Below are 24,160 nucleotides of genomic sequence, written 5' to 3' on the forward strand. Positions count from 1 at the left end.
CCGGCGTTCGCCTTTGACTCGGCACCACCCGCCCGCACACGTGCTGGTGTGATGCCTGCGCAAGCCGACGCCGAAGGGGCTGCCACGAGATGAGCACACGAGAGACTCCACGACATCCCCGGGCGAGGGCGCTGACGCGCACCGAGCCGGGCACCTCCGTACCCGCCCCGGCACCGCGCTGAGGAGTACACCACTCATGCGCAGAAGACTGGCAGCGGCAGCCATGACGGTACTGGCGGGCGTGGTGCTGGGGGCCGGTGGTGAGTGGCGGCCATCGGCGCACGACGCCACCCTCTCGTACGCCGTCGCCCCGGGGCGGGCCGACGCCGACGCCGACCTGGGCCTTGTTGCCTTCGACGGCCAGGTCCCGGTCGCGGGCAGGGCCGGAGCCCTGGACCACATCACCTTGAGCATGGGGAGTCCCGGGCACGGTGATCCTGGTGCGGGGGACCGAGCCGTGACCGCCCCCGGCCCCGGCGAGCCGGAGTGGGATCATCACGGCAAGGGCGTCGCGCAGGACATCGGCGGCTGGATCTCCCTCGCCGCGGTGCTGATCGCTGCCGCTTTCGCACTGCTCGGCGGGCGACGCCGCGCACGCGAAGGCTGACGCCGCGGACGCCGGGGGCGGATGACCCCGGCGTGGAGCCCAGCCCCGCACCGGTCTCCGCATTGACAACCAGTCACGTTCTCGGCAAGGGTGCGAGCGCTGACTCTCGTCGGCCCCAGGGTGCTCAGTCGCCACCCCTCGACCTTGCCGGCGCCGGACGGCACCAGAGCCCGTGGGTGGTACTCCTGCATGCCGGTGAGGGTAGAACTCCAATGATCACGGTAGTCATCGCGGACGACGAGGAGCTGATCCGGGAGAGCGTGCGGCTCATCCTGGAGACGGACGACGCCATCACCGTGGTGGCGGCCGTCTCGGACGGCGAGCAGGCCGTCGCCGCCGTACTCTCCCACCAGCCCGACGTGGTCCTCACCGATGTGCAGATGCCGGCCATGGACGGGCTCACGGCCGCCCTGGCCCTGCGGCGTCTGCCCCAGCCGCCCCGCGTCGTCGTCCTCACGTCGTTCTCCCGGGACGAGTACCTGTACGCCGCGCTCAAGGCCGGAGTCGACGGCTTTCTCCTCAAGGACGTCCGTCCCCACGAACTCATCGACGCCATCAAGGTCGTCGCCCGCGGGGAGGCGATCATCTCCCCCTCCATGACGCGGACACTGATGGAACAGTTCACCGTCCCGCACGAGGCCGTCCACGCCCGGGAGCGCCTGAAGCCCCTGCCGCAGGAACAGCGCACGATCCTGGCCCTGCTGGCCCAGGGGCTGTCGAACGCCGAGATCGGCGCCCGCATGCAACTCTCCGAGTCCCAGATCAAGGTGCACGTCAGTCGGATGCTGCGCCTCCTGGGCTGCGCCAACCGCGTCCAGGCCGCGATCCTCGCCCACACCGCGGGGCTCACCCCGCCGGCCGTTCCTTCCTGATCACACCCCCCCCGCTCGACGCCTCCGTCGGCCACAGACACCCCTGTGCCAATCGTTGCGCTAAAGCTGGTTCTCCAGACGGATTCTGATCACTTTCGTTGCGGCTTGACTCGGGCCGTCCGCGAACGCGGACGGCCCGAGTCACCGACAGTCGCGGTTCCCGCGGTTGTCCCGGTCTCGTGGGCCTGGTTCACACCTGGAGATTCCCGTGACCCGAAAGCGACCGTTCACCTGGCCCTTCCCCGAACTGGAAGCCCCGGTGCCGCCCTGGGACGCCACTGCCTGCGACTGCGACTGGGAGCTGTGCTCCGAACCCTGTGTCGTGGCGTCGGCGACGGTGGTCATGTCCTGGGCGCGCGACGGCTCGCTCAACTCGGGCTCGGCACAACCGTCGGCACCGGCGACGGAGACCGCACAGCCGCGCGAACAGGCAAGGCCGCGCGAACAGGCAAAGCCGCCCCAACGGTTGGGCTCGCGTTGAGTCCTGCCGCCGTGCTGTCGCGGTGTCCCGTTCCCACGCGCCGGCACGGCGAGCGATCGAGTTCGCTCGCCGACCGCTCGGCCCTGATGTTTCTGGGGCTGATCGCCCTGCTGACGGTGTCCGAACTGGTCCAGGCCGCTGACCACGTTCCATCACACCTGTGCGAGGTTCACACCAAGTGTTTTGCGACCCCCGTGCCGGCCGTCGCGCCGCCGGAAGCCGTGACCGAGCGCCGCGACAGTGCTCGGACACTCGCCCTGAGCCTGCCGGCTTCCCGGGCGCGGTGAAACGGCCCGCCAGCTCCGCGCGCCACCTCGGCGCCGTGGCACTGGCCTGCCTCGCCGCCGTCGCACCGGCCTCCGTCGCGTCGGCCACCCCCGCATCGGCCGGTGGCCGCAACTACGTCGCCCTCGGTGACTCGCACGCGTCCGCGCCCGGCGTCCCCGAACAGACCGACCCCGGATGCGGGCGTTCCAGCCAGAACTACCCTTCCCTCGTGGCCCGGCAGCGGTACGCCCGTCTGACGGATGTCACCTGCGCCGGCGCCACCACGGCCTCGCTGGCCCTCGCAAAGGACGGAAGACCCGCGCAGTACGACGCGTTGAACCGGGACACCGACCTGGTGACCGTCGGCATCGGCGGCAACGACGGAGTCGGCTTCTCCGCGGTGCTGACGACTTGCGCGACGCTGAGCCGTACCGATCCGACGGGCGCGCCGTGCCGCGGTCACTACACCGAAGGCGGGGGAGACCGCCTGCTGGAGGGCATAGCCACGACGGCTCCGAAGGTCGACGCGGTCCTCGCCACCGTCCACCGGCGAGCCCCGCACGCCAAGGTGCTCCTCGTCGGATACCCCTCGATCTTCCCCGACGACGGGACGGGCTGCACCAGTCCCGCCGCTCCCTTCGCCGCCGGGGACTTCGGGTACCTCGGGGACACGACCAAGGCGCTCAACACGATGCTCGCCCGCCGCGCCGAACTGGGTGGGGCCCGTGTACGTGGACACCTACACCTCGACGGTCGGCCACGACATGTGCCGTCCGGTCGGCGAGCGGTGGATCGAGAATCTGGCCCCGGCGGTCCCGGCCAACGCGGGGCACCCGACCGCGCGGGGTGAGCAGGCCATGGCAGAGGCCGTGGAGCGGGCGCTCAAGTCCTGCCACGGGGCACGCGACGAGGCCGTACGTCCGGCCGCACGACGGGGCTGACCCTCACCTGCCGTAAAGGCGTGTGACCGGGGGCGCCACCTCCTCGGCGCTCCCGGTCACATCCGCACGGACCTCGTTCCGCGGAGTCAGCGCAGAGCCTGCTCCAGAGCGTGGCGTCCACTCACGGCCAGCTTCGCGTAGACCTTCGACAGGTGCATCTCCACCGTGCGCAGGCCCACGAACAGGTGGGAGGCGATCTCGGTGTTGGTCATGCCCTGCGCGGCGAGCTCCGCCACCTGGCGCTGCGCGGGCGTCAGCGCCTCCCGTCCCCGGAACGTCGGAGTGCGGGGACGGTCGCCGAGCTCCCGCAGTCCGGCCCGCGCCTGCTGCGCGATCGGCTCGGCCCCGCACTCGTGGGCGACACTGACGGCCTCCTGGAGCGCCGCGCGCGCGTCCTCCGGCCGCCCGTACCGTACGGCCAACGTCCCCCGGTCCGCCTGGATCTGCGCGTACCGGAACCGCGCGAAGTTGCCCCCCAGCAGCCGCGCCGCCTCGTCGAGCAGTTCCAGGCCCTCCTCCTGGCCCACCACCAGCGCTCGGCCACGCAGCGCCACCGCCGTCATCTCCGCGACCCCCCACGCCCGCGCCAGCCGCAGTTCCTCGTCGGCCAGCGTGAGAGCGGACTGCCGATCGCCGAGGAGCAGGTGCACCAGTGCGGCCTCCGACCGCCACGGGTAGAACCCAGGACCCGTCATGCCGCGCGCGTTGAGGCGCTCACCGAGGTGCAGGAAGTCCGCCAGCGCCCGCTCGAAGCGGTTGTCCGCCGCGTGCACCCATCCTCTGACGAGCAGTGGGTAGTCGTAGATGGTGTGAAAACCGAGCGGACCGCCCAGGTCGCAGTCGTCGAAGAGGTCCTCGGCCTTCTGCGCCTGTCCCTGGCGGACGAAGGCCTCCGCCAGGGTGGCGACCGTGAAGACACTGTGGCTCTCCCGATGGTCGACACCGATGTCCCGGAACGCGGCGAGTGCGCGCCTCGCATCAGTCTGGGCGTCTGTGAACGCCCCACGTCGGCAATGGGCGTTGGCCCGCATGCTGAGGGCCTGCGCGTAGTTCAGCGCGGAGGCCCTCGCGTGTGTCTCCGCCACGGCCGCGTCGGCGTACTCGAACGTCAGGTCCGGCCTGCCCGCGGCGCCCAGCGCCAACACCGCGCAGGGGTAGACGATGGACTCGTCGGCCACCGGCGCCATGCCCCTGCTCAGCCCGACACGGGCCAACTCGATGACGTCCTCTGCACCTTCCCCGAGCGCGGCTCCACGGAAGCTGAGCAGCGCCGCCAGCGCCCTTCGCCCCGCGTCGTCCTCGGCGTCCTGGAGGCGCAACTCCATCAGCCGCGGCCACGCCCGCACCGCCGAGGACGCCTCACCGAGACTGACGAGCAGGTAGTCCAGCTCCAGCCGAAGGGCGGCCGCGGCGTCCTCGGTACGAAGCCGCTGGATCGTTCCCTCCAGCATCGTCAGGGCTTCGCCGTAGCGGTCCATGGCGAACAGCGCACCGGTCAGACTGCGCGCGGAACGGGCCAGCGCCTGCGGTGTGGCGCTGAGCCGCAGGCTGCTGCGCAGTTCCGGTACAGCGGCCGGTACGTCGGAGTCGAGTCGGGCGGCGCCGATCAGGGTCAGAATCTCACTGCGCTCCTGCGCGTCGAGATCCTCGCTCAGGGTGCGCCGCAGGTAGACCACCGCCTCGTCGGGTGCTCCGCGGTCGAGCGCGGCCTGGGCGGCGCGCCGCAGGATCGCCGTGGCCTGCGCCATGCCCGTCGGCCCGTGGACCAGGTGCGGCGCCACCTGCCGGGCGGGCGCCCCCCAGCTGAGCAACAGCTCGGCGGCGCGGGCATGGTGCTGTTTGCGGCCGGTGGGCGAGACGCCCTGTGCCAGGCCGGCCGCGAGCAGGGGCGGATGCAGCTGAGCCCGTGGTCCGGCGTGCTGGACGAGATCGGCCTGAGCCAGCGCGTGCAGGGTGTCCTCGACCGTGTGCCGGTCCATCGCACCGGCATGGGCTATCACCTCCGGCAGCTGGGCGCCCCCCAGTGAGGCGAGAACGGCGGCCACCCGTTCGGCGTCGGGGCCGATCCTGCGCAACGCCGCCCGGGCCGCCACGCCGACGTCCGCGAGCAGCGGCTTGAGCGCACCGGCCAGTGTGGTGTGGAGCGAGGGACGTTCCGGCCGGTCGCTCACACCGTGCCGTTGGGCGTCCACGGCGGCCAGCAGTGTCCGGATCAGGTACTGGTTTCCGGCCGCTGCCGTCAGCAGCGGGGACAGGACTTCGCCGGCGGTCTTTCCGTCCTCGGACGCGTCGAGGATCCCGGCCAGCCGGTCGGCGACCGCGGATTCGTCGAGCGGCGAGAGCCGGACGTGGCGGTCCAGGAGCCGCAGCACGGCACCGAGAGCCGGCTCGTCGACCGACTCACCCGGCCCCATCGCGCAGACGACCGACACCGGATGCGCACCCACGGCCCGCGCGATGTTCCGCAGCCCGCGCAGGGACACCGCATCGGCCCACTGCAGGTCGTCGACCAGCACCAGCGCCCGTTGCGTCGGCGCGGACCGGGCATCGGCGAGGATGCCGTCCGTGGGCGGCGTCGCGTCCCCCGAGGCCAGCCAGCGCACCAACGCCACGGCCCGTTCCCCGCCACCCTCCGGTACCAGTGAGCACATCGCGGGCGACGGGGCGGTCTCGGGGAGCTGGCTCGCATCCGGCTCGTAACACGCGCTGAGCACGGCGAATCCGGCGGTGCGAGCCCGTTCGCCGAGGTCCGTGAGGAGCCCCGACTTGCCGCTGCCGAACCCGCCGCGCAGCAGGACGCTCGCCCCGCCGGGACGCTCCAGCAGTTCGTACAGTGTGTCCCGCTCGCGTGCACGGCCGAGAAGTGTGGGTACCACGCCGCTCCTTTTCCGGTCTGCCGCTGCAGGGCCGGACGGACGGTGACCGACCATCCGGTCGGGGGGTCGCCCCGCACGGATGCCGGCCCTGTGGCCCATTCACCGTACTCACCTGGGATGTCGAGGACTGTCGGCACCCCACCGAAAGATGTGGATCTTTCGGTGGGGGTGGGGTGTCCCGCGCGCGTATGCCGGTGTTCGGATGAGGATGCGCACTTCGCTCGTCGAGAGCCGCGCGGCACATCCCCGCGGCGGCCAAAGCCCCGGCAGACGTGTGCCCGTGCCTGGGGAATCCCCGGGCGGGCGGCATCACGTCGAGCGCCGAGCGGTGCCGCCGCGCCGCCGCTCAGGGCGGGCGCAGTGAGCCTTTGCCGTTCCCTGTTTGGAGAGAAATGCCTACCGATGGGCCCCTGCACGCCGAGGTCCTCCAGCCCCCGGCCACGTCGGCCGTGCCGCCCCCGCCGCCGTTCGCACCGCGCCGGCCGGTCGCGCCGAGCACGGTGATCATCGTGTTGCTGTCGTGCGCGCTCCTGCTCAGCCTGTGCCTGCTGTACGTGTTGGTCGTCAAGTCGGCCGACTCCGGATGCGAGCCGTACGGCCGGGTCGTGTGCGCCTCCACCAATCCGCAGCCGGCCGACACGCCGGTGCTGCCGGGCGGCGCGCCGCCGAACGTCGACGTCGCCTGGCAGCCGCCGCACGACCGCGCGCACTGACCGATTCGTACAAGGAAAGACATGACGAGCAACGAACGATTCCCAGCCCGCGGTCACCAAGAGGCACCCGCTGCGACCGCGGAGGCGGACCCGGGGCAGACGCCCCTCGACGCGACCCCGGGCGCGCTCTACGACCTCGGTGAATTCACCGACCTGCGGCACCGCCACCGTCGGCTCGTGGGCACGATGACGGCAGCGTTCCTCTCCTTCTACCTCGCGTACGTGCTGCTGTGCACGTTCGCCCCAGACGTGATCGCGTTCAAGGTGGTCGGAAACGTGAACTTCGCGCTCGTTCTCGGGCTCGCGCAGTTCGGGTCGACGTTCCTGATCGCCTGGCTCTACAACCGCGCGGCCGACCGGCGGATGTCCCCTCTCGCCCGGCTGCTCGTGGACCGCTGCGGTGCCATCGAGCCGGACCCCGCCCTGCCCGCCCGACCCAGGAGCACCTGAACCATGGCCCACGTCGAGTTTCCGGCCCTCGCGGCATCCAGTACCGAGCCGAACAGAACCCTGATCCTCGTTCTGTTCCTGGTCTTCGTCGCCGCCACCCTGGCCGTGACGGTATGGGCCGGTCGCCGGAGCGGGGGCGCAGCCGAGTTCTACGCGGGTGGCAGCTCCTTCACCGGATTCCAGAACGGACTGGCCATCTCCGGCGACTACATGTCCGCCGCCTCGTTCCTCGGTATCACCGGTTCCATCGCGCTCTTCGGCTACGACGGCTTCCTCTACTCCATCGGCTTTCTCGTCGCCTGGCTCGTCGCCCTGCTGCTCGTGGCCGAACCCCTGCGCAACGTGGGACGGTTCACCATGGCGGACGTCCTCGCCTTCCGCATGCGCCGGCGTCCCGTGCGCACCGCGGCGGGAGTGTCGACCATCGTGGTCTCCGTGGTCTATCTGGTGGCCCAGATGGTCGGCGCCGGGTCCCTGGTCGCGCTGCTGCTCGGCGCCTCGGGCGAGGGTACGAAGAGATGGATCATCCTTGGCGTCGGCGCCCTGATGGTTCTCTACGTCTGTGTCGGAGGCATGCGCGGTACCACCTGGGTGCAGATCATCAAGGCCGTCATGCTGATCGCCTGTGCCGCTCTGCTGTCCGTCCTGGTGATGCACCGATTCGGCTGGAGCCTGTCGGCTCTGCTGGGCGGGGCGGCGGACGCCAGCGGACACGGTCACGCCTTCCTCGAACCCGGACTGAAGTACGGCGCCAACCTGTCCACCCGGCTCGACTTCATCAGCCTGGCCCTGGCACTCGTACTGGGCACCGCCGGCCTGCCGCACATCCTCGTGCGCTTCTACACGGTCCCGACGGCGCGAGCCGCCCGTACCTCGGTCAACTGGGCCATCGTCATCATCGGTGCCTTCTACCTGATGACCATCGCCCTCGGCTTCGGCGCCGCCGCGCTGATCGGTCCCAAGACGATCGCCGCATCCAACCCCGCCGGGACCACTGCGGCTCCGATGCTCGCCAAGTACCTGGGCGACGGCTGGGGTTCCACCACGGGAGCCGTGCTGCTCGCCGTCGTCTCGGCGGTCGCGTTCGCCACCATCCTCGCCGTGGTCGCGGGACTCACCCTGGCTTCGTCGGCGTCCTTCGCCCACGACCTGTACGCCCACGTCCTGCGCAAGGGGGAGGCCGACGAGCGCAGCGAAGTGGCCGTGGCCCGCTGGGCCGCGGTGGTGATCGGAGCGATCGCCATCGTCCTGAGCCTGTACGCGGACAAGCTGAACACGGCGGCACTCGTCGCGCTCGCCTTCGCGGTGGCGGCCTCCGCCAACGTGCCGACGCTGCTGTACAGCCTGTTCTGGCGGAAGTTCACCACCCGGGGAGCGCTGTTCGCCGTGTACGGCGGCCTGGCCACCTCGCTCGGCCTGGTGATCTTCTCACCCGTGGTGTCCGGCGGGCCCACGGCCATGCTGCCGGACCTCGACTTCGCCTGGTTCCCGCTGGAGAACCCAGGTCTGGTCTCCATACCGGCCGGCTTCGTCCTCGGCTGGCTGGGCACCGTGCTCTCGCCCGCCGAAGAGCGCGACGAGGACCGGTTCAAGGACCTCCAGGTCCGCTCCCTCACCGGTATCGGGGCGCGGTGAGGCCTCCCATGACCGCCCCGACCCATACACACGCTCGTTCCAAGGAGATGTCGTGAGCAACGAAAGCCTGGCCAACCTGCTCAAGGAAGAGCGCAGGTTCGCGCCGCCCGCCGAGCTGGCCGCGCACGCCAACGTCACGGCGGCGGCGTACGAACAGGCCAAGGCTGACAGGCTCGGCTTCTGGGCCGAGCAGGCCCGCCGGCTGACCTGGGCCACCGAGCCGACCGAGACGCTGGACTGGTCGAACCCGCCGTTCGCGAAGTGGTTCAAGGACGGCGAGCTCAACGTCGCCTACAACTGCGTCGACCGGCATGTCGAGGCGGGCAACGGCGACCGGGTCGCGATCCACTTCGAGGGCGAGCCCGGCGACAGCCGCGCGATCACCTACGCCGAACTCAAGGACGCGGTCTCGAAGGCCGCGTACGCCCTGCTGGAGCTGGGCGTGCGCAAGGGCGACCGGGTCGCCGTCTACCTGCCGATGATTCCCGAGGCCGCCATCGCGATGCTGGCCTGCGCCCGGATCGGCGCCGCCCACTCGGTCGTCTTCGGCGGCTTCTCCGCGGACGCGCTGGCCACCCGTATCCAGGACGCCGACGCCAAGGTCGTCATCACCGCCGACGGCGGCTACCGCCGCGGCAAGCCCTTCGCCCTCAAGCCCGCCGTCGACGACGCTGTGGTCAAGGCGGGGAATGTCGAGCATGTGCTCGTCGTGCGCCGCACCGGCCAGGAGGTCGCCTGGGACGACGAGCGCGACGTCTGGTGGCACGAGGCGGTCGAGTGGCAGTCGACGCAGCACACTCCGGAGGCGTTCGAGGCCGAGCACCCGCTGTTCATCCTCTACACCTCGGGTACGACGGGGAAGCCGAAGGGCATCCTGCACACCTCCGGCGGTTACCTCACCCAGGCCGCCTACACCCACCACGCCGTCTTCGACCTCAAGCCCGAGACGGACGTGTACTGGTGCACCGCCGATGTCGGCTGGGTCACCGGGCACTCGTACATCGTGTACGGGCCGCTGGCGAACGGCGCGACGCAGGTGATGTACGAGGGCACCCCGGACACCCCGCACCAGGGCCGGTTCTGGGAGATCGTCCAGAAGTACGGCGTCACGATCCTGTACACGGCGCCGACCGCGATCCGTACGTTCATGAAGTGGGGCGACGACATCCCCGCCAAGTTCGACCTCAGCAGCCTGCGCGTGCTGGGGTCGGTGGGCGAGCCGATCAACCCCGAGGCCTGGATCTGGTACCGCAAGCACATCGGCGCCGACAGGACGCCGATCGTGGACACCTGGTGGCAGACCGAGACCGGCGCCATGATGATCTCGCCGCTGCCCGGCGTGACCGAGACCAAGCCCGGTTCCGCGCAGACCCCGCTGCCCGGCATCGCGGCGACCGTGGTCGACGACGAGGCGAACGAGGTTGCCAACGGCGGCGGCGGTTACCTGGTCCTGACCGAGCCGTGGCCGTCCATGCTGCGCACCATCTGGGGCGACGACCAGCGCTTCCTCGACACCTACTGGTCGCGTTTCGAGGGCAAGTACTTCGCCGGCGACGGCGCCAAGAAGGACGACGACGGCGACATCTGGCTCCTGGGCCGCGTCGACGACGTCATGCTCGTCTCCGGCCACAACATCTCCACCACCGAGGTCGAATCCGCCCTCGTCTCCCACCCGTCCGTCGCCGAAGCCGCCGTCGTCGGCGCCGCCGACGAGACGACGGGGCAGGCCATCGTCGCCTTCGTGATCCTGCGCGGCACCGCCTCCGAGGACGAGGGCCTGGTCAACGACCTGCGCAACCACGTCGGTGCCACCCTCGGCCCGATCGCCAAGCCGAAGCGGATCCTGCCGGTCGCGGAGCTGCCCAAGACCCGCTCCGGCAAGATCATGCGCCGCCTGCTGCGCGACGTCGCGGAGAACCGCCAGCTCGGCGACGTGACCACGCTGACCGACTCCGCGGTCATGGACCTCATCCAGGCCAAGCTCCCCGCGGCACCCAGCGAGGACTGAGGCAAACCGAGGCACCTGGGAAGCCGAGGCACCCAGGGAACGCGAGCTCAGGGGCGCCCCGCACACAAGCGGGGCGCCCCTTTCGCGCCTACCGTGGGAATCACCCGGATGCACCGATCGGCAATCTTAGGTAAACTAAGCAAAGTATCAACGCAGCGACAAGATCCAAAAGGTGCGCCGGGAAGTCTGGTCGGCATGTGCTCAGCCCTGCCCACCAACCGGAGGTCTCCCCCGTGGCCGCGCCCCGCAACACCGCTCCCCGCAAGGTCTTCGGACGTCTGTCCCTGCCCGAGCGGACCTTCGTCGCGGACGCGCTGCGCACCGAGACCGTCGGTGGCGTGCTGCTGCTGGTCGCCGCCGTCACCGCCCTGATCTGGGCGAACATCCCGGCTCTGCACCACAGCTACGAAGCGGTCGCCCACCTCCACTTCGGCCCCGGGGCACTCGGCCTGGACCTCTCCGTCGCCCACTGGGCCGCCGACGGACTGCTGGCCATCTTCTTCTTCGTCGCCGGCATCGAGCTCAAGCGGGAATTGGTCGCCGGTGACCTGCGGGACCCGAAGGCGGCCGTCCTGCCGGTCATCGCAGCGCTGTGCGGAATGGCCGTACCCGCCCTCGTCTACACCCTCACCAACCTCACCGGTGGCGGCTCCTTGGAGGGCTGGGCGGTGCCCACCGCCACCGACATCGCCTTCGCGCTCGCCGTGCTCGCCGTCATCGGCACCTCGCTGCCCAGCGCCCTGCGCGCCTTCCTGCTGACCCTCGCCGTCGTGGACGACCTGTTCGCGATCCTGGTCATCGCGATCTTCTTCACCGAGCGCATCGACTTCGCCGCGCTCGGCGGGGCCGTGGTCGGCCTGGTCGTCTTCTGGCTGCTGCTGCGCAAGGGCGTGCGCGGCTGGTACGTGTACGTCCCGCTCGCCCTCGTCATCTGGGGGCTGATGTACAACAGCGGAGTCCACGCCACCATCGCCGGGGTGGCGATGGGCCTGATGCTGCGCTGCACCCCTCACGAGGACGAGCAGCACTCGCCGGGCGAGCACATCGAGCACCTCGTGCGCCCCCTGTCCGCGGGCCTCGCTGTCCCCCTGTTCGCGCTGTTCAGCGCGGGGGTGAGCATCACCGGCGGGGCACTGTTGGACGTGTTCACCGAGCCGGAGACGCTGGGGGTCGTCCTTGGACTGGTCGTCGGCAAGACGGTCGGCATCTTCGGCGGCACCTGGCTGACCGCCCGCTTCACCCGGGCCTCGCTCAGCGACGAGCTGGCCTGGGCCGACGTCTTCGCGGTCGCCTCCCTCGCCGGTATCGGTTTCACCGTCTCCCTGCTCATCGGCGAGCTCGCCTTCGCGGGCGACGCGGTGCTCACCGACGAGGTCAAGGCGGCCGTACTGAGCGGATCGCTGATCGCGGCCGTCGCCGCGACCGTCCTGCTGAAGATGCGCAACGCCCGGTACCGCAGGCTGTGCGCGGAGGAGGAGCGGGACGAGGACCTCGACGGCATCCCGGACGTCTACGAGCAGGACGACCCGGCGTACCACCTGCGCATGGCGGAGATCTACGAGCGGAAGGCCGCCGAGCACCGCCGCATCGCCCGGGAGGCGGTCGGCGCGCGCCACGGGCTTGCCGAAGTACCGGGCGGGGCAGGCGAGAAGAACGACCGTCCGGCATGATCTGACGAGACGGTACAAAAGAGTGGGACCGTACCCAGTCAGGCAGAAGACGGAAGCGCGCGCACCGCGTGCGCAGGAGAGGGAGACCGCGATGAGCGCACCCGACGGCAGCCCGGTCGGCGCCGAACGCAGCATCGGCCAGCTGTTCGCGTCGGCGACGACCGATTTGTCGGCGCTGGTGCACGACGAGATCGCGCTGGCCAAGGCCCAGCTCAAGCAGGACGTCAAGCGCGGCGCGACGAGCGGCGGCGCGTTCTCGGTGGCCGCCATGGTCCTGCTGTTCTCCCTGCCGATGCTCAACTTCGCGCTGGCGTACGGCATCCGGACCTGGAGCGGCTGGAACCTCGCGGTCTGCTTCCTGCTGTCCTTCGCGGCGAACGTCCTGGTGGCAGGTCTCCTCGCGCTGATCGGCGTGGTCTTCGCGAAGAAGGCCAAGAAGAGCCAGGGCCCGCAGAAGGTCGCCGCGTCGATGAAGGAGACGGCGGGCGTCCTGCAGAACGCCAAGCCGCACCCCCGCCCCGAGCGCCCGGCGCTGGAGGAGCGTGCGCCCGAGGCCATCGAAGCTGTGGCACGCTCGTCCTCATGACGGACCCCTCCGCGCCTTCGGCCGTACGCATCGACGGACCCTGGACCCATCGCGACGTCGCCGCCAACGGCGCCCGCTTCCACATCGCGGAGCTGGGCGACGGCCCGCTCGTCCTGCTGCTGCACGGCTTCCCGCAGTTCTGGTGGACCTGGCGGCACCAGCTGGTCTCGCTCGCCGAGGCGGGCTTCCGCGCCGTGGCGATGGACGTGCGGGGCGTGGGCGGCAGCGACCGCACGCCGCGCGGGTACGACCCGGCCAACCTCGCCCTCGACATCACCGGTGTGATCCGCTCGCTCGGCGAGCCGGACGCCGCGCTGGTGGGCCACGACCTGGGCGGCTATCTGGCGTGGACGGCCGCCGCGATGCGCCCCAAGCTCGTACGGCGACTCGCGGTCGTCTCCATGCCGCATCCGAGGCACTGGCGCGCCGCCATGCTGCGCGACGCCCGGCAGACCGCCGCCGGCTCCTACATCTGGGGCTTCCAGCGGCCGTGGATCCCGGAGCGGCAGCTCACCGCCGACGACGGCGCCCTGGTGGGCAAGCTGATCCGCGACTGGTCCGGGCCCCGGCTGCCGGACGACAAGGCGGTGGAGACGTACCAGCGGGCCATGTGCATCCCGTCGACCGCGCACTGTTCGATCGAGCCGTACCGCTGGATGGTGCGGTCCCTGGCCCGCCCGGACGGCATCCAGTTCAACCGGCGCATGAAACGGCCGGTGCGTGTGCCGACGCTGCATCTGCACGGCTCCCTGGACCCGGTGATGCGCACGCGGAGCGCGGCCGGCTCGGGCGAGTACGTCGAAGCGCCGTACCGCTGGCGGCTGTTCGACGGCCTCGGGCACTTCCCGCACGAAGAGGATCCGGTCGCTTTCTCCACCGAACTGATCAACTGGCTGAAAGATCCCGAACCCGACCGGTGACCAAGCCGATGCGCCCGGTATCCGGTTCTGAACATTTGCCCTACGAACAGCCACATGCCTGGCGCATACGCCAATTGAAGGGCTGCGGGGCGGTTATCGACCATGGGGCAGGGGCAGACGTCGGGGTATGGGCTGGACGCACGACTACAGTGACGCACCCCGCAACCGTCGCTCGGCCAATGGACTGAGCGCCCATGAGCGCGGCACCCCGCAGCTGCCGGGGACGGACCTCCGGGTGGGGATCCCCCGCATCCTGCGCCGCCGGGCCCGCTGGGTCTCGGTCCGTCTGCGCCACCCTCGCGGCTAGCTCCTGGCCCGCCGGCTCCTGCTCCCGGGCCGCCCTCAGGGCGCTACAGGGCGCAGCTGTCGGTGCCGACCTGCTGGTTCGCCGTGCGGCCCTGGGCGATGTCCTGCCGGATCTCGTCCGCCGTGAGCGCGTAACCGGTGTCGGCGTCGTCGAGGGACTTCGCGAAGACCACGCCGTACACCTTGCCGTCGGGCGTGAGCAGCGGGCCGCCGGAGTTGCCCTGGCGGACGGTCGCGTACAGGGAGTAGACGTCGCGGCGGACCGTGCCGCGGTGGTAGATGTCCGGGCCGTTGGCCGTGATGCGGCCGCGCACGCGCGCGGCACGGACGTCGTACGACCCGTTCTCCGGGAAGCCCGCGACGATCGCGCCGTCGCCGCTCGCCGCGTCCTGGGCCGAGAACTGCAGGGCACGCGCCTTCAGGTCCGGTACGTCGAGTACGGCGATGTCGCGCCGCCAGTCGTAGAGGACGACCTTCGCGTCGTACCTGCGGCCCTCGCCGCCTATCTGGACGGTGGGTTCGTCGACGCCGCCGACGACGTGCGCGTTGGTCATGACGCGGCGGTCGGCGAAGACGAAGCCGCTGCCCTCCAGGACCTTGCCGCAGCTGTGCGCGGTGCCCGTGACCTTGACGATGGAGCGCTGGGAGCGGGTGGCGACGGCGCTGCCGGCCAGCGCCGGGTCGGGCGGCCGGACGTCGGTGATCGGCTCGTTGGCGAAGGGGCTGAAGACCTGCGGGAAGCCGTTCTGCGCGAGGACCGAGGAGAAGTCGGCGAACCAGGTGTCGGCCTGCGCGGGCAGGGCCCGGGAGACGCCGAGCAGCACCTTGGAGTTGCGGACCTCCTTGCCGAGCGTCGGCAGCGTCGTCCCCGCCAGGGCCGATCCGATCAGCCAGGCGACCAGCAGCATCGCCACGACGTTGACCAGGGCGCCGCCCGTCGCGTCCAGGGCGCGGGCCGGGGACCAGGTGATGTACCGGCGCAGTTTGTTGCCCAGGTGGGTGGTCAGGGCCTGGCCGATGGAGGCGCAGACGATGACCACGACCACCGCGACGACCGCGGCGGTGGTGCTGACCTCGGCGTTGTCGGTCAGGGCGTCCCAGATGACGGGCAGTACGTAGACGGCTACGAGGCCGCCCCCCAGGAACCCGATCACCGACAGGATGCCGACGACGAACCCCTGGCGATAGCCCACGACCGCGAACCACACGGCGGCGACCAGCAGCAGGATGTCCAGCACATTCACGAGTGACACCCTGTCATGCGCGCCAGTCGAGCGGGACCTGCTTCTCACGGTCCCAGGGACGCTCCCAGCCCGCGTAATGCATCAGCCGATCGATGATCCCGGCCGTAAAACCCCAGACCAGAGCCGATTCGACCAGGAATGCCGGACCTTTGTGGCCGCTCGGGTGGACGGCGATGGCGCGGTTCACGGGGTCCGTGAGATCCGCCACGGGGACCGTGAAGACGCGTGCGGTCTCGTTCGGGTCGACGACGCCCACCGGGCTCGGCTCGCGCCACCAGCCCAGCACCGGCGTGACGACGAAGCCGCTGACCGGGATGTAGAGCTTGGGCAGCACGCCGAAGAGCTGGACGCCGGACGGATCGAGCCCGGTCTCCTCCTCGGCCTCGCGCAGAGCGGCCCGCAACGGCCCGTCGGCCTTCGGGTCGCCGTCCTCGGGGTCGAGGGCACCGCCGGGGAAGGAGGGCTGGCCGGCGTGCGAGCGCAGCGAACCGGCACGCTCCATCAGCAGCAGCTCGGGGCCGTGCTCGCCCTCGCCGAACAGGATCAGCACGGCGGACTGCCGCCCCGCGCCGTTCTTCGGCGGGAGGAAGCGGCTGAGCTGGAGCGGCTCGACCGTCTCCACCGCGTGCACCACCGGGTCCAGCCAGCCCGGCAGGCCCTCCTTGCTGAGTGTCACCGGGCCGTCCTGGGTATTGCTCGTGTGCGTCATGCCCACCCCCGTTCTGCCGTCTCCAACGCCGGACGCCTGCGAGTTCGTTCCAGCGGGTCAACCTGCCTTGACCGACCCACCGGCACGGACCGCGCCGCGCCTCCGTTCGTACACAGCGCGCCCCGGCCCGCCGATGACACCCCGCCGGGCCGGCGCGTCACGCGGCCCCCAGTGGCGGTGCCGCCGTGCCGCCCGCGTCGAGGTAGGCCTGCGGGGGCTTGAGACGCTGGCCCGGGAAGCCGCCCTTCTCGTACTTCAGGAGCTTCTTGGCCTTCTCCGGGTCGGTCTCGCCCTCGCCGTACGCCGGGCAGAGCGGGGCGATGGGGCAGGCGCCGCAGGCGGGCTTGCGGGCGTGGCAGATGCGGCGGCCGTGCCAGATCACGTGGTGCGAGAGGTCCGTCCAGTCGCTCTTCGGGAAGAGCGCTCCGACGGCGGCCTCGATCTTGTCGGGGTCGGTCTCCTCGGTCCACTGCCAGCGCCGCACCAGCCGCTGGAAGTGCGTGTCCACGGTGATGCCGGGCCGCCCGAAGGCGTTGCCGAGGACGACGAAGGCTGTCTTGCGGCCGACGCCGGGCAGCTTGACGAGGTCCTCCAGCCGGCCCGGAACCTCACCGCCGAACCGCTCCACGAGGCCCTGGGACAGCCCTATCACCGACCTGGTCTTGGCCCGGAAGAAGCCGCACGGCCGCAGGATCTCCTCGACCTCCTCCGGGTTGGCGGCGGACAGGTCCTCGGGGGTGGGGTACTTGGCGAAGAGCGCCGGGGTGGTCTGGTTGACCCTGAGGTCGGTGGTCTGGGCCGACAGGACCGTGGCGACGAGGAGCTGGAAGGGGTTCTCGAAGTCGAGCTCGGGATGGGCGTACGGGTACACCTCGGCGAGTTCGCGGTCGATGCGGCGGGCACGACGGACGAGGGCGGTGCGCGACTCGCCCGACGGCGGCTTCTTGGCCACCGCGGCCGGCGCGACAGCCACCTTTTTCGCGGCGGCCCCCTTTGTCGCCGGAGTCGCCTTCTTCGCGGGCGCCGCCTTCTTCGCCGGAACCTTTTTCGCCGTTTTCACCGTTTTCTTACCACTGCCGGGGTCCTGTTCGCCCACAGCGGAATCGCGACGTACAACCACCCGCGCAGCCCCCTTGGCCTGTGCTCTACCGGCGATTTGGACACCCGGCCAGCCTAAAGCCCGGCACCGACATCCGCCCCGGACCCAGAAGATCAGCCCCCAATTGGACCCCTGCCGCTTACCTCGGGACACCTGTGCGGCATCCTTGTGACAGATCACACTGTTTGGACAGTCCGGCAAAACGGGGAGCACGGTCCCCTGGTACCACGGGGAGCAAGATCCCCTGAGCAGGTCGACAAGGAGAGAACTCGTGGACGACGTTCTGCGGCGCAACCCGCTCTTCGCGGCTCTCGACGACGAGCAGGCCGCGGAGCTTCGCGCCTCCATGAGTGAGGTGACCCTCGCACGCGGCGACTCGCTGTTCCACGAGGGCGACCCCGGTGACCGGCTCTATGTCGTCACCGAGGGCAAGGTCAAGCTGCACCGCACCTCCCCCGACGGCCGCGAGAACATGCTCGCCGTCGTGGGCCCCGGTGAGCTCATCGGCGAGCTGTCGCTCTTCGACCCGGGCCCGCGCACCGCGACCGCGACCGCGCTGACCGAGGTCAAGCTGCTCGGTCTCGGCCACGGTGACCTGCAGCCCTGGCTGAACGCGCGTCCCGAGGTGGCCGGCGCACTGCTGCGCGCCGTCGCCCGCCGACTGCGCAAGACCAACGACGCCATGTCCGACCTCGTCTTCTCCGACGTGCCCGGCCGTGTCGCGCGCGCCCTGCTGGACCTGTCCCGCCGCTTCGGCGTGCAGTCCGAGGAGGGCATCCATGTCGTCCACGACCTCACGCAGGAGGAGCTGGCCCAGCTGGTCGGCGCGTCCCGCGAGACCGTGAACAAGGCCCTCGCCGACTTCGCCGGACGCGGCTGGCTCCGCCTGGAGGCGCGGGCCGTGATCCTGCTGGACGTCGAGCGCCTGGCCAAGCGGTCGCGCTGATCGCCCACGCACACGGAAAGGGCCCTGCCGCGCGGTGGGGCCCTTCGTCTGGGCCGACCGTAAATCAGCTGCCCGTGCGCGCCCGGCCGGGCACAGTGGGCCCATGATCCAGAACGCCCCCTCCCGCGGGCTCGACGAGGACGGCTTCCTCCAGCGCGAGGGCTCCCTCGCGCGCGTCCCGGACGACTTCCGTCCGGTCGTCGCCGCCGCCCGCGACCGGCTGCTGGACGTGTTCGGATCGCGGATGCACAGCGCCTACCTCTACGGGTCGATTCCGCGGGGCACCGCGCGCGTGGGGCGCAGCGACCTGGATCTGCTGGTCGCCCTTGAGGAGAAGCCGACGGAGGCCGACCGGGCGGACGTCCGTGCGCTCGGCGAGGCCGTCGACAGGGAGTTCCCGCAGATCGACGGGGTCGGGACGCTGCTGTACGGCCGGGCGCGGCTGCTGAGCGAGCTGGAGCGGTACGACCTGGGGTGGTTCGTCGCCTGCCTGTGCACTCCGCTCCTGGGCGCGGACCTCGCCGAGCAGCTCCCCCGCTACCGGCCCGACTCCCTGCTGGCCCGCGAGACCAATGGGGACCTCGCTCTCCTGCTCCCCCGGTGGCGGGACCGTATCGCCGGCGCGGCGGACAGCGAGGAGGCCCGGCGGCCCCTCGTCCGGTTCATGTCCCGGCACCTGGTCCGCACCGGCTTCACCCTCGTCATGCCGCGCTGGCGGGGCTGGACCAGTGACCTGCGGGAGATGGCGCGGGTGTGCGGCGGCTACTACCCGGAGCGGTCCGAGCAGCTGCGGGCCGCGGCCGAGTACGGGTACGAGCCCGTCGGCGACGCCGCCGTACTGCGGTCGTACGTCGACGACCTCGGGCCCTGGCTCGCGCGGGAGTACGCGCGCGTGCACGGCGTGAAGGCGCCCAGGCCCGACTAGATGAGCCCGTGATCCCGTAGGTAGTCCAGCTGCGCCCGTACCGACAGCTCCGCCGCCGGCCACAGTGAGCGGTCCACGTCGGCGTACACGTGGGCGACGACCTCGGCGGGCGTGCGGTAGCCGTCCTCGACGGCGGTCTCGACCTGGGCGAGTCGGTGGGCGCGGTGGGCGAGATAGAACTCCACGGCGCCCTGGGCGTCCTCCAGGACCGGTCCGTGGCCCGGGAGGACCGTGTGGACGCCGTCGTCCACGGTGAGCGATCTCAGGCGCCGCAGGGAGTCCAGGTAGTCACCCAGCCGGCCGTCGGGGTGGGCCACGACCGTCGTACCGCGGCCGAGGATCGTGTCGCCGGTCAGCACCGCCCGGTCGGCCGGGAGGTGGAAGCACAGGGAGTCGGCGGTGTGGCCGGGCGTGGGGACGACCCGCAGCTCCAGGCCGCCGAGAGTGACCACGTCCCCGGCGGCCAGCCCCTCGTCGCCGAGCCGCAGCGCCGGGTCCAGGGCCCGCACCTTCGTGCCGGTCAGCTCGGCGAAGCGGGCGGCGCCCTCCGCATGGTCGGGGTGGCCGTGGGTGAGCAGGGTGAGCGCGACGCGCTTGCCGGCCTTCTCCGCCGCGTCGACGACGTTTTGCAGGTGGCCGTCGTCCAGCGGGCCCGGGTCGATGACCGCGGCCAGCTGGGAGTCGGGCTCCGAGACGATCCAGGTGTTCGTGCCGTCCAGGGTCATCGCGGAGGCGTTGGGCGCCAGCACGTTGACGGCGCGCTCGGTGGCCGGGCCCGAGAGGACTCCGCCCCGGGGCTGGCCGGGCAGGGCTGCTGCGTCCGTCATGCGGGACCTCCACCGGTCGGGGCGGTCGGGATGTGCTTGGTGAACTCGTCGTGGCCCGGCCAGGACAGGACGATCTCACCCGCCACCAGGCGGGCACGGGCGAGGACCGGCGTCATGTCGCGCGCGGGCGCGGCGGCGAGCGCCTCGGCCGCGGTGGCGTACGGGGTCAGCTGGCGCAGGGTCGCGATGGTGGGCGGCATCATCAGCAGCTCGCCCTTGTCGTACGAGGCCGCCGCTTCCGCGGGCCGGATCCACACCGTGCGGTCGGCCTCCGTGGAGGCGTTGCGGGTGCGCTGCCCCTGCGGGAGGACGGCGGCGAAGAACCAGGTGTCGTAGCGGCGGGACTCGAACTCGGGGGTGATCCAGCGGGTCCAGGCGCCCAGCAGGTCCGAGCGCAGCACCAGGCCGCGGCGGTCCAGGAACTCGGCGAAGGACAGGTCCCGGGCGACCAGGGCGGCGCGGTCGGCCTCCCAGTCCTCGCCGGTGGTGTCGCCGACGACCGAGTCGGGGTCGGGTCCGGCGAGCAGGACGCCCGCCTCCTCGTACGTCTCGCGCACGGCCGCGCAGACGATCGCCTGGGCGCCGGACTCGTCGACGCCGAGCCGCTCGGCCCACCACGCGCGCGTGGGGCCGGCCCAGCGGATCTGGTGGTCGTCGTCGCGCGGGTCGACGCCGCCGCCGGGGTACGCGTACGCGCCTCCGGCGAAGGCCATGGAGGCGCGTCTGCGCAGCATGTGGACGGCCGGGCCGTCCGGGGTGTCCTTCAGGAGCAGCACCGTGGCCGCGCGCTTGGCGGGCACCGGGGTGAGGCCGCCTTCCGCGAGCGCGCGGATGCGTTCCGGCCACTCCGGGGGATACCACTGCCCATTCGCCATGGGCGGAGGCTATCCCGATGTGAGCGAATGTTCGAGAGCAGGCCGGGGCCAGGGCCTACGGCAGCAGCTCCACCTGGACCTCGACCTCGACCGGCGCGTCCAGCGGGAGCACCGCGACACCCACCGCGCTGCGGGCGTGCACGCCCTTGTCGCCGAGGACCTCGCCGAGCAGTTCGCTGGCGCCGTTGATGACACCGGGCTGACCGGTGAAGTCGGCGGCGGAGGCGACGAAGCCGACCACCTTCACCACGCGCGCGATGCGGTCCAGGTCGCCGGCGACGGACTTGACGGCGGCCAGCGCGTTCAGCGCGCAGGTGCGGGCCAGGTCCTTGGCCTCCTCCGCGGTGACCTCCGCGCCCACCTTGCCGGTGACCGGGAGCTTGCCGTCCACCATCGGCAGCTGGCCGCTGGTGTACACGTACACGCCGGACTGCACGGCCGGCTGGTACGCGGCGAGCGGCGGGACGACCGCCGGCAGGGAGAGACCGAGTTCGGCCAGCTTGGCCTCGACGGCGCTCACGCCTGCTTCTCCCGCTTCAGGTAGGCCACGAGCTGCTCGGGGTTGTTCGGTCCGGGCACGACCTGGACGAGCTCCCAGCCGTCCTCGCCCCAGGTGTCCAGAATCTGCTTCGTGGCATGGACGAGCAGCGGCACGGTTGCGTATTCCCACTTGGTCATGTGGCCGACTGTAGCCGCTGTTATCCACAGCCTCCTGCGTAGGCCGCCGACGGACTGGTTAGTCTCGAAGACGTGAGCAGGCTCCAGGTCGTCAGCGGCAAGGGCGGGACCGGAAAGACGACGGTCGCCGCAGCCCTCGCGCTGGCTCTCGCGACCGAGGGGAAGCGGACGCTTCTCGTGGAGGTCGAGGGTCGGCAGGGCATCGCACAGCTCTTCGAAACGGAGGCGTTGCCCTACGAGGAGCGCAAAATCGCCGTCGCCCCCGGCGGCGGCGAGGTGTACGCGCTCGCCATCGATCCCGAACTGGCCCTTCTGGACTATCTCCAGATGTTCTACAAGCTGGGCGGCGCGGGCCGGGCGCTGAAGAAGCTCGGCGCCATCGACTTCGCCACCACCATCGCGCCGGGCCTCAGGGACGTGCTCCTGACGGGCAAGGCGTGCGAGGCGGTGCGGCGCAAGGACAGAAGCGGGCGGTTCGCCTACGACTACGTCGTCATGGACGCGCCGCCCACCGGGCGCATCACCCGCTTCCTCAACGTCAACGACGAGGTGGCCGGGCTGGCGAAGATCGGCCCGATACACAATCAGGCGCAGGCCGTGATGCGGGTGCTGAAGTCCCCCGAGACCGCCGTTCACCTGGTGACGCTGCTGGAGGAGATGCCGGTCCAGGAGACCGCGGACGGGATCGCCGAACTGCGCGCGGCGCGGCTGCCGGTGGGCCGGGTCGTCGTGAACATGGTGCGCCCGGAGGTGTTGGACGCGGCCGATCTGGAACTCGTACGGACGGTGCCGCGCACCGCCGTGGCGCAGTCGCTGTCGGCCGCCGGACTGGGCGGGGCGCGGCGCGGCGGGAAGGCCGAACAGCTGGTGGACCCGCTGCTGGCGCAGGCCGGCGAATACGCCGAGCGGTACGCGCTGGAGCACGAGCAGCGGGCCGTGCTGGGCGAGCTGGACCTGCCGCTGCACGAACTGCCGCTGTTCGCCGAGGGCATGGACCTCGCGGGCCTGTACGAACTCGCCACCGAGCTGCGGAAGCAGGGGATGTCATGAGTCCGGAACCGGCCAAGGCGCAGGAGCCCGCCCGTCACCGCCTCTCCCCCGCGCGCGTGCTCGACGTCGACGCGCTGATCGACGACCCGAAGACCCGGATCGTGGTGTGCTGCGGCTCGGGCGGGGTCGGGAAGACCACGACCGCGGCGGCGCTGGGGCTGCGGGCCGCCGAGCGCGGCCGCAAGGTGGTCGTCCTCACCATCGACCCGGCCCGGCGGCTCGCCCAGTCGATGGGCATCGACTCGCTGGACAACGTGCCGCGCCGGGTGAAGGGCACCGACGGCGGCGGCGAGCTGCACGCCATGATGCTCGACATGAAGCGCACCTTCGACGAGGTCGTCGAGGCGCACGCGGACCCCGAGCGGGCCGCCGTGATCCTGGCCAACCCCTTCTACCAGTCACTCTCGGCGGGCTTCGCGGGCACGCAGGAGTACATGGCGATGGAGAAGCTGGGCCAGCTGCGGGCGAAGGACGAGTGGGACCTGATCGTCGTCGACACGCCGCCGTCCCGCTCGGCCCTGGACTTCCTGGACGCGCCCAAGCGGCTCGGCTCCTTCCTGGACGGCCGTCTGATCCGGCTGCTGACGGCCCCGGCGAAGCTGGGCGGCCGCGCCGGGATGGCCTTCCTCAACGTCGGCATGGCGATGATGACCGGCACGCTCGGCAAGCTGCTGGGCGGTCAGCTGCTGAAGGACGTCCAGACGTTCGTGGCCGCGATGGACACCACCTTCGGCGGGTTCCGTACGCGCGCGGACGCGACGTACAAACTGCTGCAGGCGCCCGGCACCGCGTTCCTGGTGGTGGCGGCCCCGGAGCGGGACGCGCTGCGCGAGGCCGCGTACTTCGTGGAGCGGCTGGCCGACGAGGACATGCCGCTCGTGGGTCTGGTGCTCAACCGGGTCCACGGCAGCGGCGCCGGCCGACTGTCGGCCGAGCGGGCGCTCGCCGCCGCGGAAAATCTTGAAGAGCCCCGCATTGTGGATCAGGGGGGCGGGAAAGCTGGTCTTCGTAACTCTCCCGACACGTACGGCAGTTCAGAATCTCGCGCTTCCGAAACACCAACTCCTGACGAAGGCTCCCCCGCCGCCACGGAGAAGGAGCGCACGGGCGACACCGCGCGCGCCGACGAGGAGCGACCCGTCGATCAGCTCACCGCAGGCCTGCTGAGGTTGCACGCCGAGCGTATGCAACTGCTCTCCCGAGAGCAGCGCACGCGTGACCGCTTCACCGCGCGCCACCCCGAGGTGGCGGTGGTGGAAGTGGCCGCGCTGCCCGGCGATGTGCACGACCTCGTTGGACTGCGGGACATCGGGGAACGGCTCGCGGCCGGCCGACCGGAGCTGCCCTAGCCGTCTGCACGGCCGGGCCGCCTGAGTGGCCGGGCGTCGCCGTGGGCCCGTATACAGCGGGCCCTGACAACGGGGCTGCTGTCGGCGTATGCCGGAAATGTATGCCCGGACGACGTGTCCGGAAGA

24 protein-coding genes are annotated in these 24,160 nt (G+C 71.3%); 16 read left to right on the forward strand and 8 right to left on the reverse strand.

What is annotated here, in order from left to right; genetic code table 11:
* The first annotated feature begins 196 nt into the window (after window positions 1-196).
* From ACWGKT_RS14115 to ACWGKT_RS14130, 4 genes are all read left to right on the forward strand, one after another.
* Complete coding sequence (locus tag ACWGKT_RS14115) at window positions 197-607, forward strand: hypothetical protein (protein ID WP_453273791.1); 411 nt, start codon at window positions 197-199, stop codon at window positions 605-607.
* Window positions 608-819: 212 nt separating this feature from the next.
* A complete protein-coding gene (locus ACWGKT_RS14120; RefSeq protein ID WP_356153520.1) occupies window positions 820-1,479 on the forward strand; it encodes a response regulator transcription factor in 660 nt (219 codons plus the stop codon).
* Between the two features lie 208 nt (window positions 1,480-1,687).
* Complete coding sequence (locus ACWGKT_RS14125; protein WP_453273792.1) at window positions 1,688-1,960, forward strand: hypothetical protein; 273 nt, start codon at window positions 1,688-1,690, stop codon at window positions 1,958-1,960.
* 283 nt (window positions 1,961-2,243) lie between these two features.
* A complete protein-coding gene (locus ACWGKT_RS14130) occupies window positions 2,244-3,077 on the forward strand; it encodes an SGNH/GDSL hydrolase family protein (RefSeq protein ID WP_453273793.1) in 834 nt (277 codons plus the stop codon).
* Window positions 3,078-3,254: 177 nt separating this feature from the next.
* On the opposite strand, the gene ACWGKT_RS14135 is transcribed toward ACWGKT_RS14130, so the two are convergent.
* The gene (locus ACWGKT_RS14135; RefSeq protein WP_453273794.1) at window positions 3,255-6,044 is read right to left on the reverse strand and encodes a LuxR C-terminal-related transcriptional regulator; all 2,790 of its coding nucleotides are present in this window, start codon (window positions 6,042-6,044) and stop codon (window positions 3,255-3,257) included.
* A gap of 392 nt (window positions 6,045-6,436) precedes the next feature.
* On the opposite strand from ACWGKT_RS14135, the gene ACWGKT_RS14140 reads away from it, so the two are divergent.
* The 8 genes from ACWGKT_RS14140 (at window position 6,437) to ACWGKT_RS14175 (ending at window position 14,333) form a co-directional block, all read left to right on the forward strand.
* Window positions 6,437-6,757 (forward strand): hypothetical protein, encoded by a 321-nt coding sequence (locus ACWGKT_RS14140; RefSeq protein WP_453273795.1) that lies wholly within the window; start codon window positions 6,437-6,439, stop codon window positions 6,755-6,757.
* 21 nt (window positions 6,758-6,778) lie between these two features.
* Window positions 6,779-7,207 carry a DUF485 domain-containing protein gene (locus ACWGKT_RS14145; protein WP_356153533.1) on the forward strand — a complete coding sequence of 143 codons (429 nt, stop codon included), beginning with the start codon at window positions 6,779-6,781 and terminating at the stop codon, window positions 7,205-7,207.
* Window positions 7,208-7,210: 3 nt separating this feature from the next.
* Window positions 7,211-8,842: a solute symporter family protein gene (locus ACWGKT_RS14150; protein WP_453273796.1), complete on the forward strand. Its 1,632-nt coding sequence runs from the start codon at window positions 7,211-7,213 to the stop codon at window positions 8,840-8,842.
* 52 nt (window positions 8,843-8,894) lie between these two features.
* Complete coding sequence (gene acs, locus ACWGKT_RS14155; protein WP_453273797.1) at window positions 8,895-10,850, forward strand: acetate--CoA ligase; 1,956 nt, start codon at window positions 8,895-8,897, stop codon at window positions 10,848-10,850.
* Between the two features lie 233 nt (window positions 10,851-11,083).
* Window positions 11,084-12,520 carry a Na+/H+ antiporter NhaA gene (gene nhaA, locus ACWGKT_RS14160; RefSeq protein WP_453273798.1) on the forward strand — a complete coding sequence of 479 codons (1,437 nt, stop codon included), beginning with the start codon at window positions 11,084-11,086 and terminating at the stop codon, window positions 12,518-12,520.
* A 91-nt stretch (window positions 12,521-12,611) separates the two neighbouring features.
* Window positions 12,612-13,106 (forward strand): phage holin family protein, encoded by a 495-nt coding sequence (locus ACWGKT_RS14165; protein ID WP_235457887.1) that lies wholly within the window; start codon window positions 12,612-12,614, stop codon window positions 13,104-13,106.
* On the forward strand, window positions 13,103-14,026 hold the full coding sequence (locus tag ACWGKT_RS14170) for an alpha/beta fold hydrolase (protein ID WP_453273799.1): 924 nt from the start codon (window positions 13,103-13,105) through the stop codon (window positions 14,024-14,026). The genes ACWGKT_RS14165 and ACWGKT_RS14170 overlap by 4 nt, the downstream gene beginning before the upstream one ends.
* Window positions 14,027-14,153: 127 nt before the next feature.
* On the forward strand, window positions 14,154-14,333 hold the full coding sequence (locus tag ACWGKT_RS14175; protein ID WP_235457885.1) for a hypothetical protein: 180 nt from the start codon (window positions 14,154-14,156) through the stop codon (window positions 14,331-14,333).
* A gap of 43 nt (window positions 14,334-14,376) precedes the next feature.
* Here the strand turns inward: ACWGKT_RS14175 and ACWGKT_RS14180 are convergent, their stop codons facing one another.
* From ACWGKT_RS14180 to nth, 3 genes are all read right to left on the reverse strand, one after another.
* The gene (locus ACWGKT_RS14180) at window positions 14,377-15,576 is read right to left on the reverse strand and encodes a MarP family serine protease (RefSeq protein ID WP_453273800.1); all 1,200 of its coding nucleotides are present in this window, start codon (window positions 15,574-15,576) and stop codon (window positions 14,377-14,379) included.
* 13 nt (window positions 15,577-15,589) lie between these two features.
* Complete coding sequence (locus ACWGKT_RS14185) at window positions 15,590-16,285, reverse strand: NUDIX hydrolase (RefSeq protein WP_235457883.1); 696 nt, start codon at window positions 16,283-16,285, stop codon at window positions 15,590-15,592.
* A gap of 157 nt (window positions 16,286-16,442) precedes the next feature.
* Complete coding sequence (gene nth / locus ACWGKT_RS14190; protein ID WP_356145775.1) at window positions 16,443-17,345, reverse strand: endonuclease III; 903 nt, start codon at window positions 17,343-17,345, stop codon at window positions 16,443-16,445.
* 310 nt (window positions 17,346-17,655) lie between these two features.
* Between nth and ACWGKT_RS14195 the strand changes: the two genes are divergently transcribed.
* Window positions 17,656-18,330: a Crp/Fnr family transcriptional regulator gene (locus ACWGKT_RS14195; protein ID WP_235457881.1), complete on the forward strand. Its 675-nt coding sequence runs from the start codon at window positions 17,656-17,658 to the stop codon at window positions 18,328-18,330.
* Between the two features lie 103 nt (window positions 18,331-18,433).
* Complete coding sequence (locus tag ACWGKT_RS14200) at window positions 18,434-19,255, forward strand: nucleotidyltransferase domain-containing protein (protein ID WP_453273801.1); 822 nt, start codon at window positions 18,434-18,436, stop codon at window positions 19,253-19,255.
* Here the strand turns inward: ACWGKT_RS14200 and ACWGKT_RS14205 are convergent.
* The 4 genes from ACWGKT_RS14205 to ACWGKT_RS14220 are packed head-to-tail and all read right to left on the reverse strand — an operon-like array spanning window position 19,252 to window position 21,635.
* Complete coding sequence (locus ACWGKT_RS14205) at window positions 19,252-20,082, reverse strand: MBL fold metallo-hydrolase (RefSeq protein ID WP_356145770.1); 831 nt, start codon at window positions 20,080-20,082, stop codon at window positions 19,252-19,254. The two genes, ACWGKT_RS14200 and ACWGKT_RS14205, sit on opposite strands and share 4 nt — an antisense overlap.
* Window positions 20,079-20,957 carry an NUDIX hydrolase gene (locus ACWGKT_RS14210; RefSeq protein WP_453273802.1) on the reverse strand — a complete coding sequence of 293 codons (879 nt, stop codon included), beginning with the start codon at window positions 20,955-20,957 and terminating at the stop codon, window positions 20,079-20,081. Before ACWGKT_RS14210 ends, ACWGKT_RS14205 begins: the two co-directional genes overlap by 4 nt.
* 55 nt (window positions 20,958-21,012) lie before the next feature.
* Window positions 21,013-21,477 (reverse strand): RidA family protein, encoded by a 465-nt coding sequence (locus ACWGKT_RS14215; RefSeq protein WP_235457877.1) that lies wholly within the window; start codon window positions 21,475-21,477, stop codon window positions 21,013-21,015.
* Window positions 21,474-21,635: a DUF4177 domain-containing protein gene (locus ACWGKT_RS14220; protein ID WP_003975360.1), complete on the reverse strand. Its 162-nt coding sequence runs from the start codon at window positions 21,633-21,635 to the stop codon at window positions 21,474-21,476. Before ACWGKT_RS14220 ends, ACWGKT_RS14215 begins: the two co-directional genes overlap by 4 nt.
* Window positions 21,636-21,707: 72 nt before the next feature.
* On the opposite strand from ACWGKT_RS14220, the gene ACWGKT_RS14225 reads away from it, so the two are divergent.
* Both ACWGKT_RS14225 and ACWGKT_RS14230 read left to right on the forward strand, forming a co-directional pair.
* Window positions 21,708-22,685 (forward strand): ArsA family ATPase, encoded by a 978-nt coding sequence (locus ACWGKT_RS14225; RefSeq protein WP_235457876.1) that lies wholly within the window; start codon window positions 21,708-21,710, stop codon window positions 22,683-22,685.
* A complete protein-coding gene (locus ACWGKT_RS14230) occupies window positions 22,682-24,034 on the forward strand; it encodes an ArsA family ATPase (protein WP_453273803.1) in 1,353 nt (450 codons plus the stop codon). Before ACWGKT_RS14225 ends, ACWGKT_RS14230 begins: the two co-directional genes overlap by 4 nt.
* The last annotated feature ends 126 nt before the right edge of the window (window positions 24,035-24,160 follow it).

Source organism: Streptomyces sp. NPDC054794 (genome assembly GCF_053611585.1).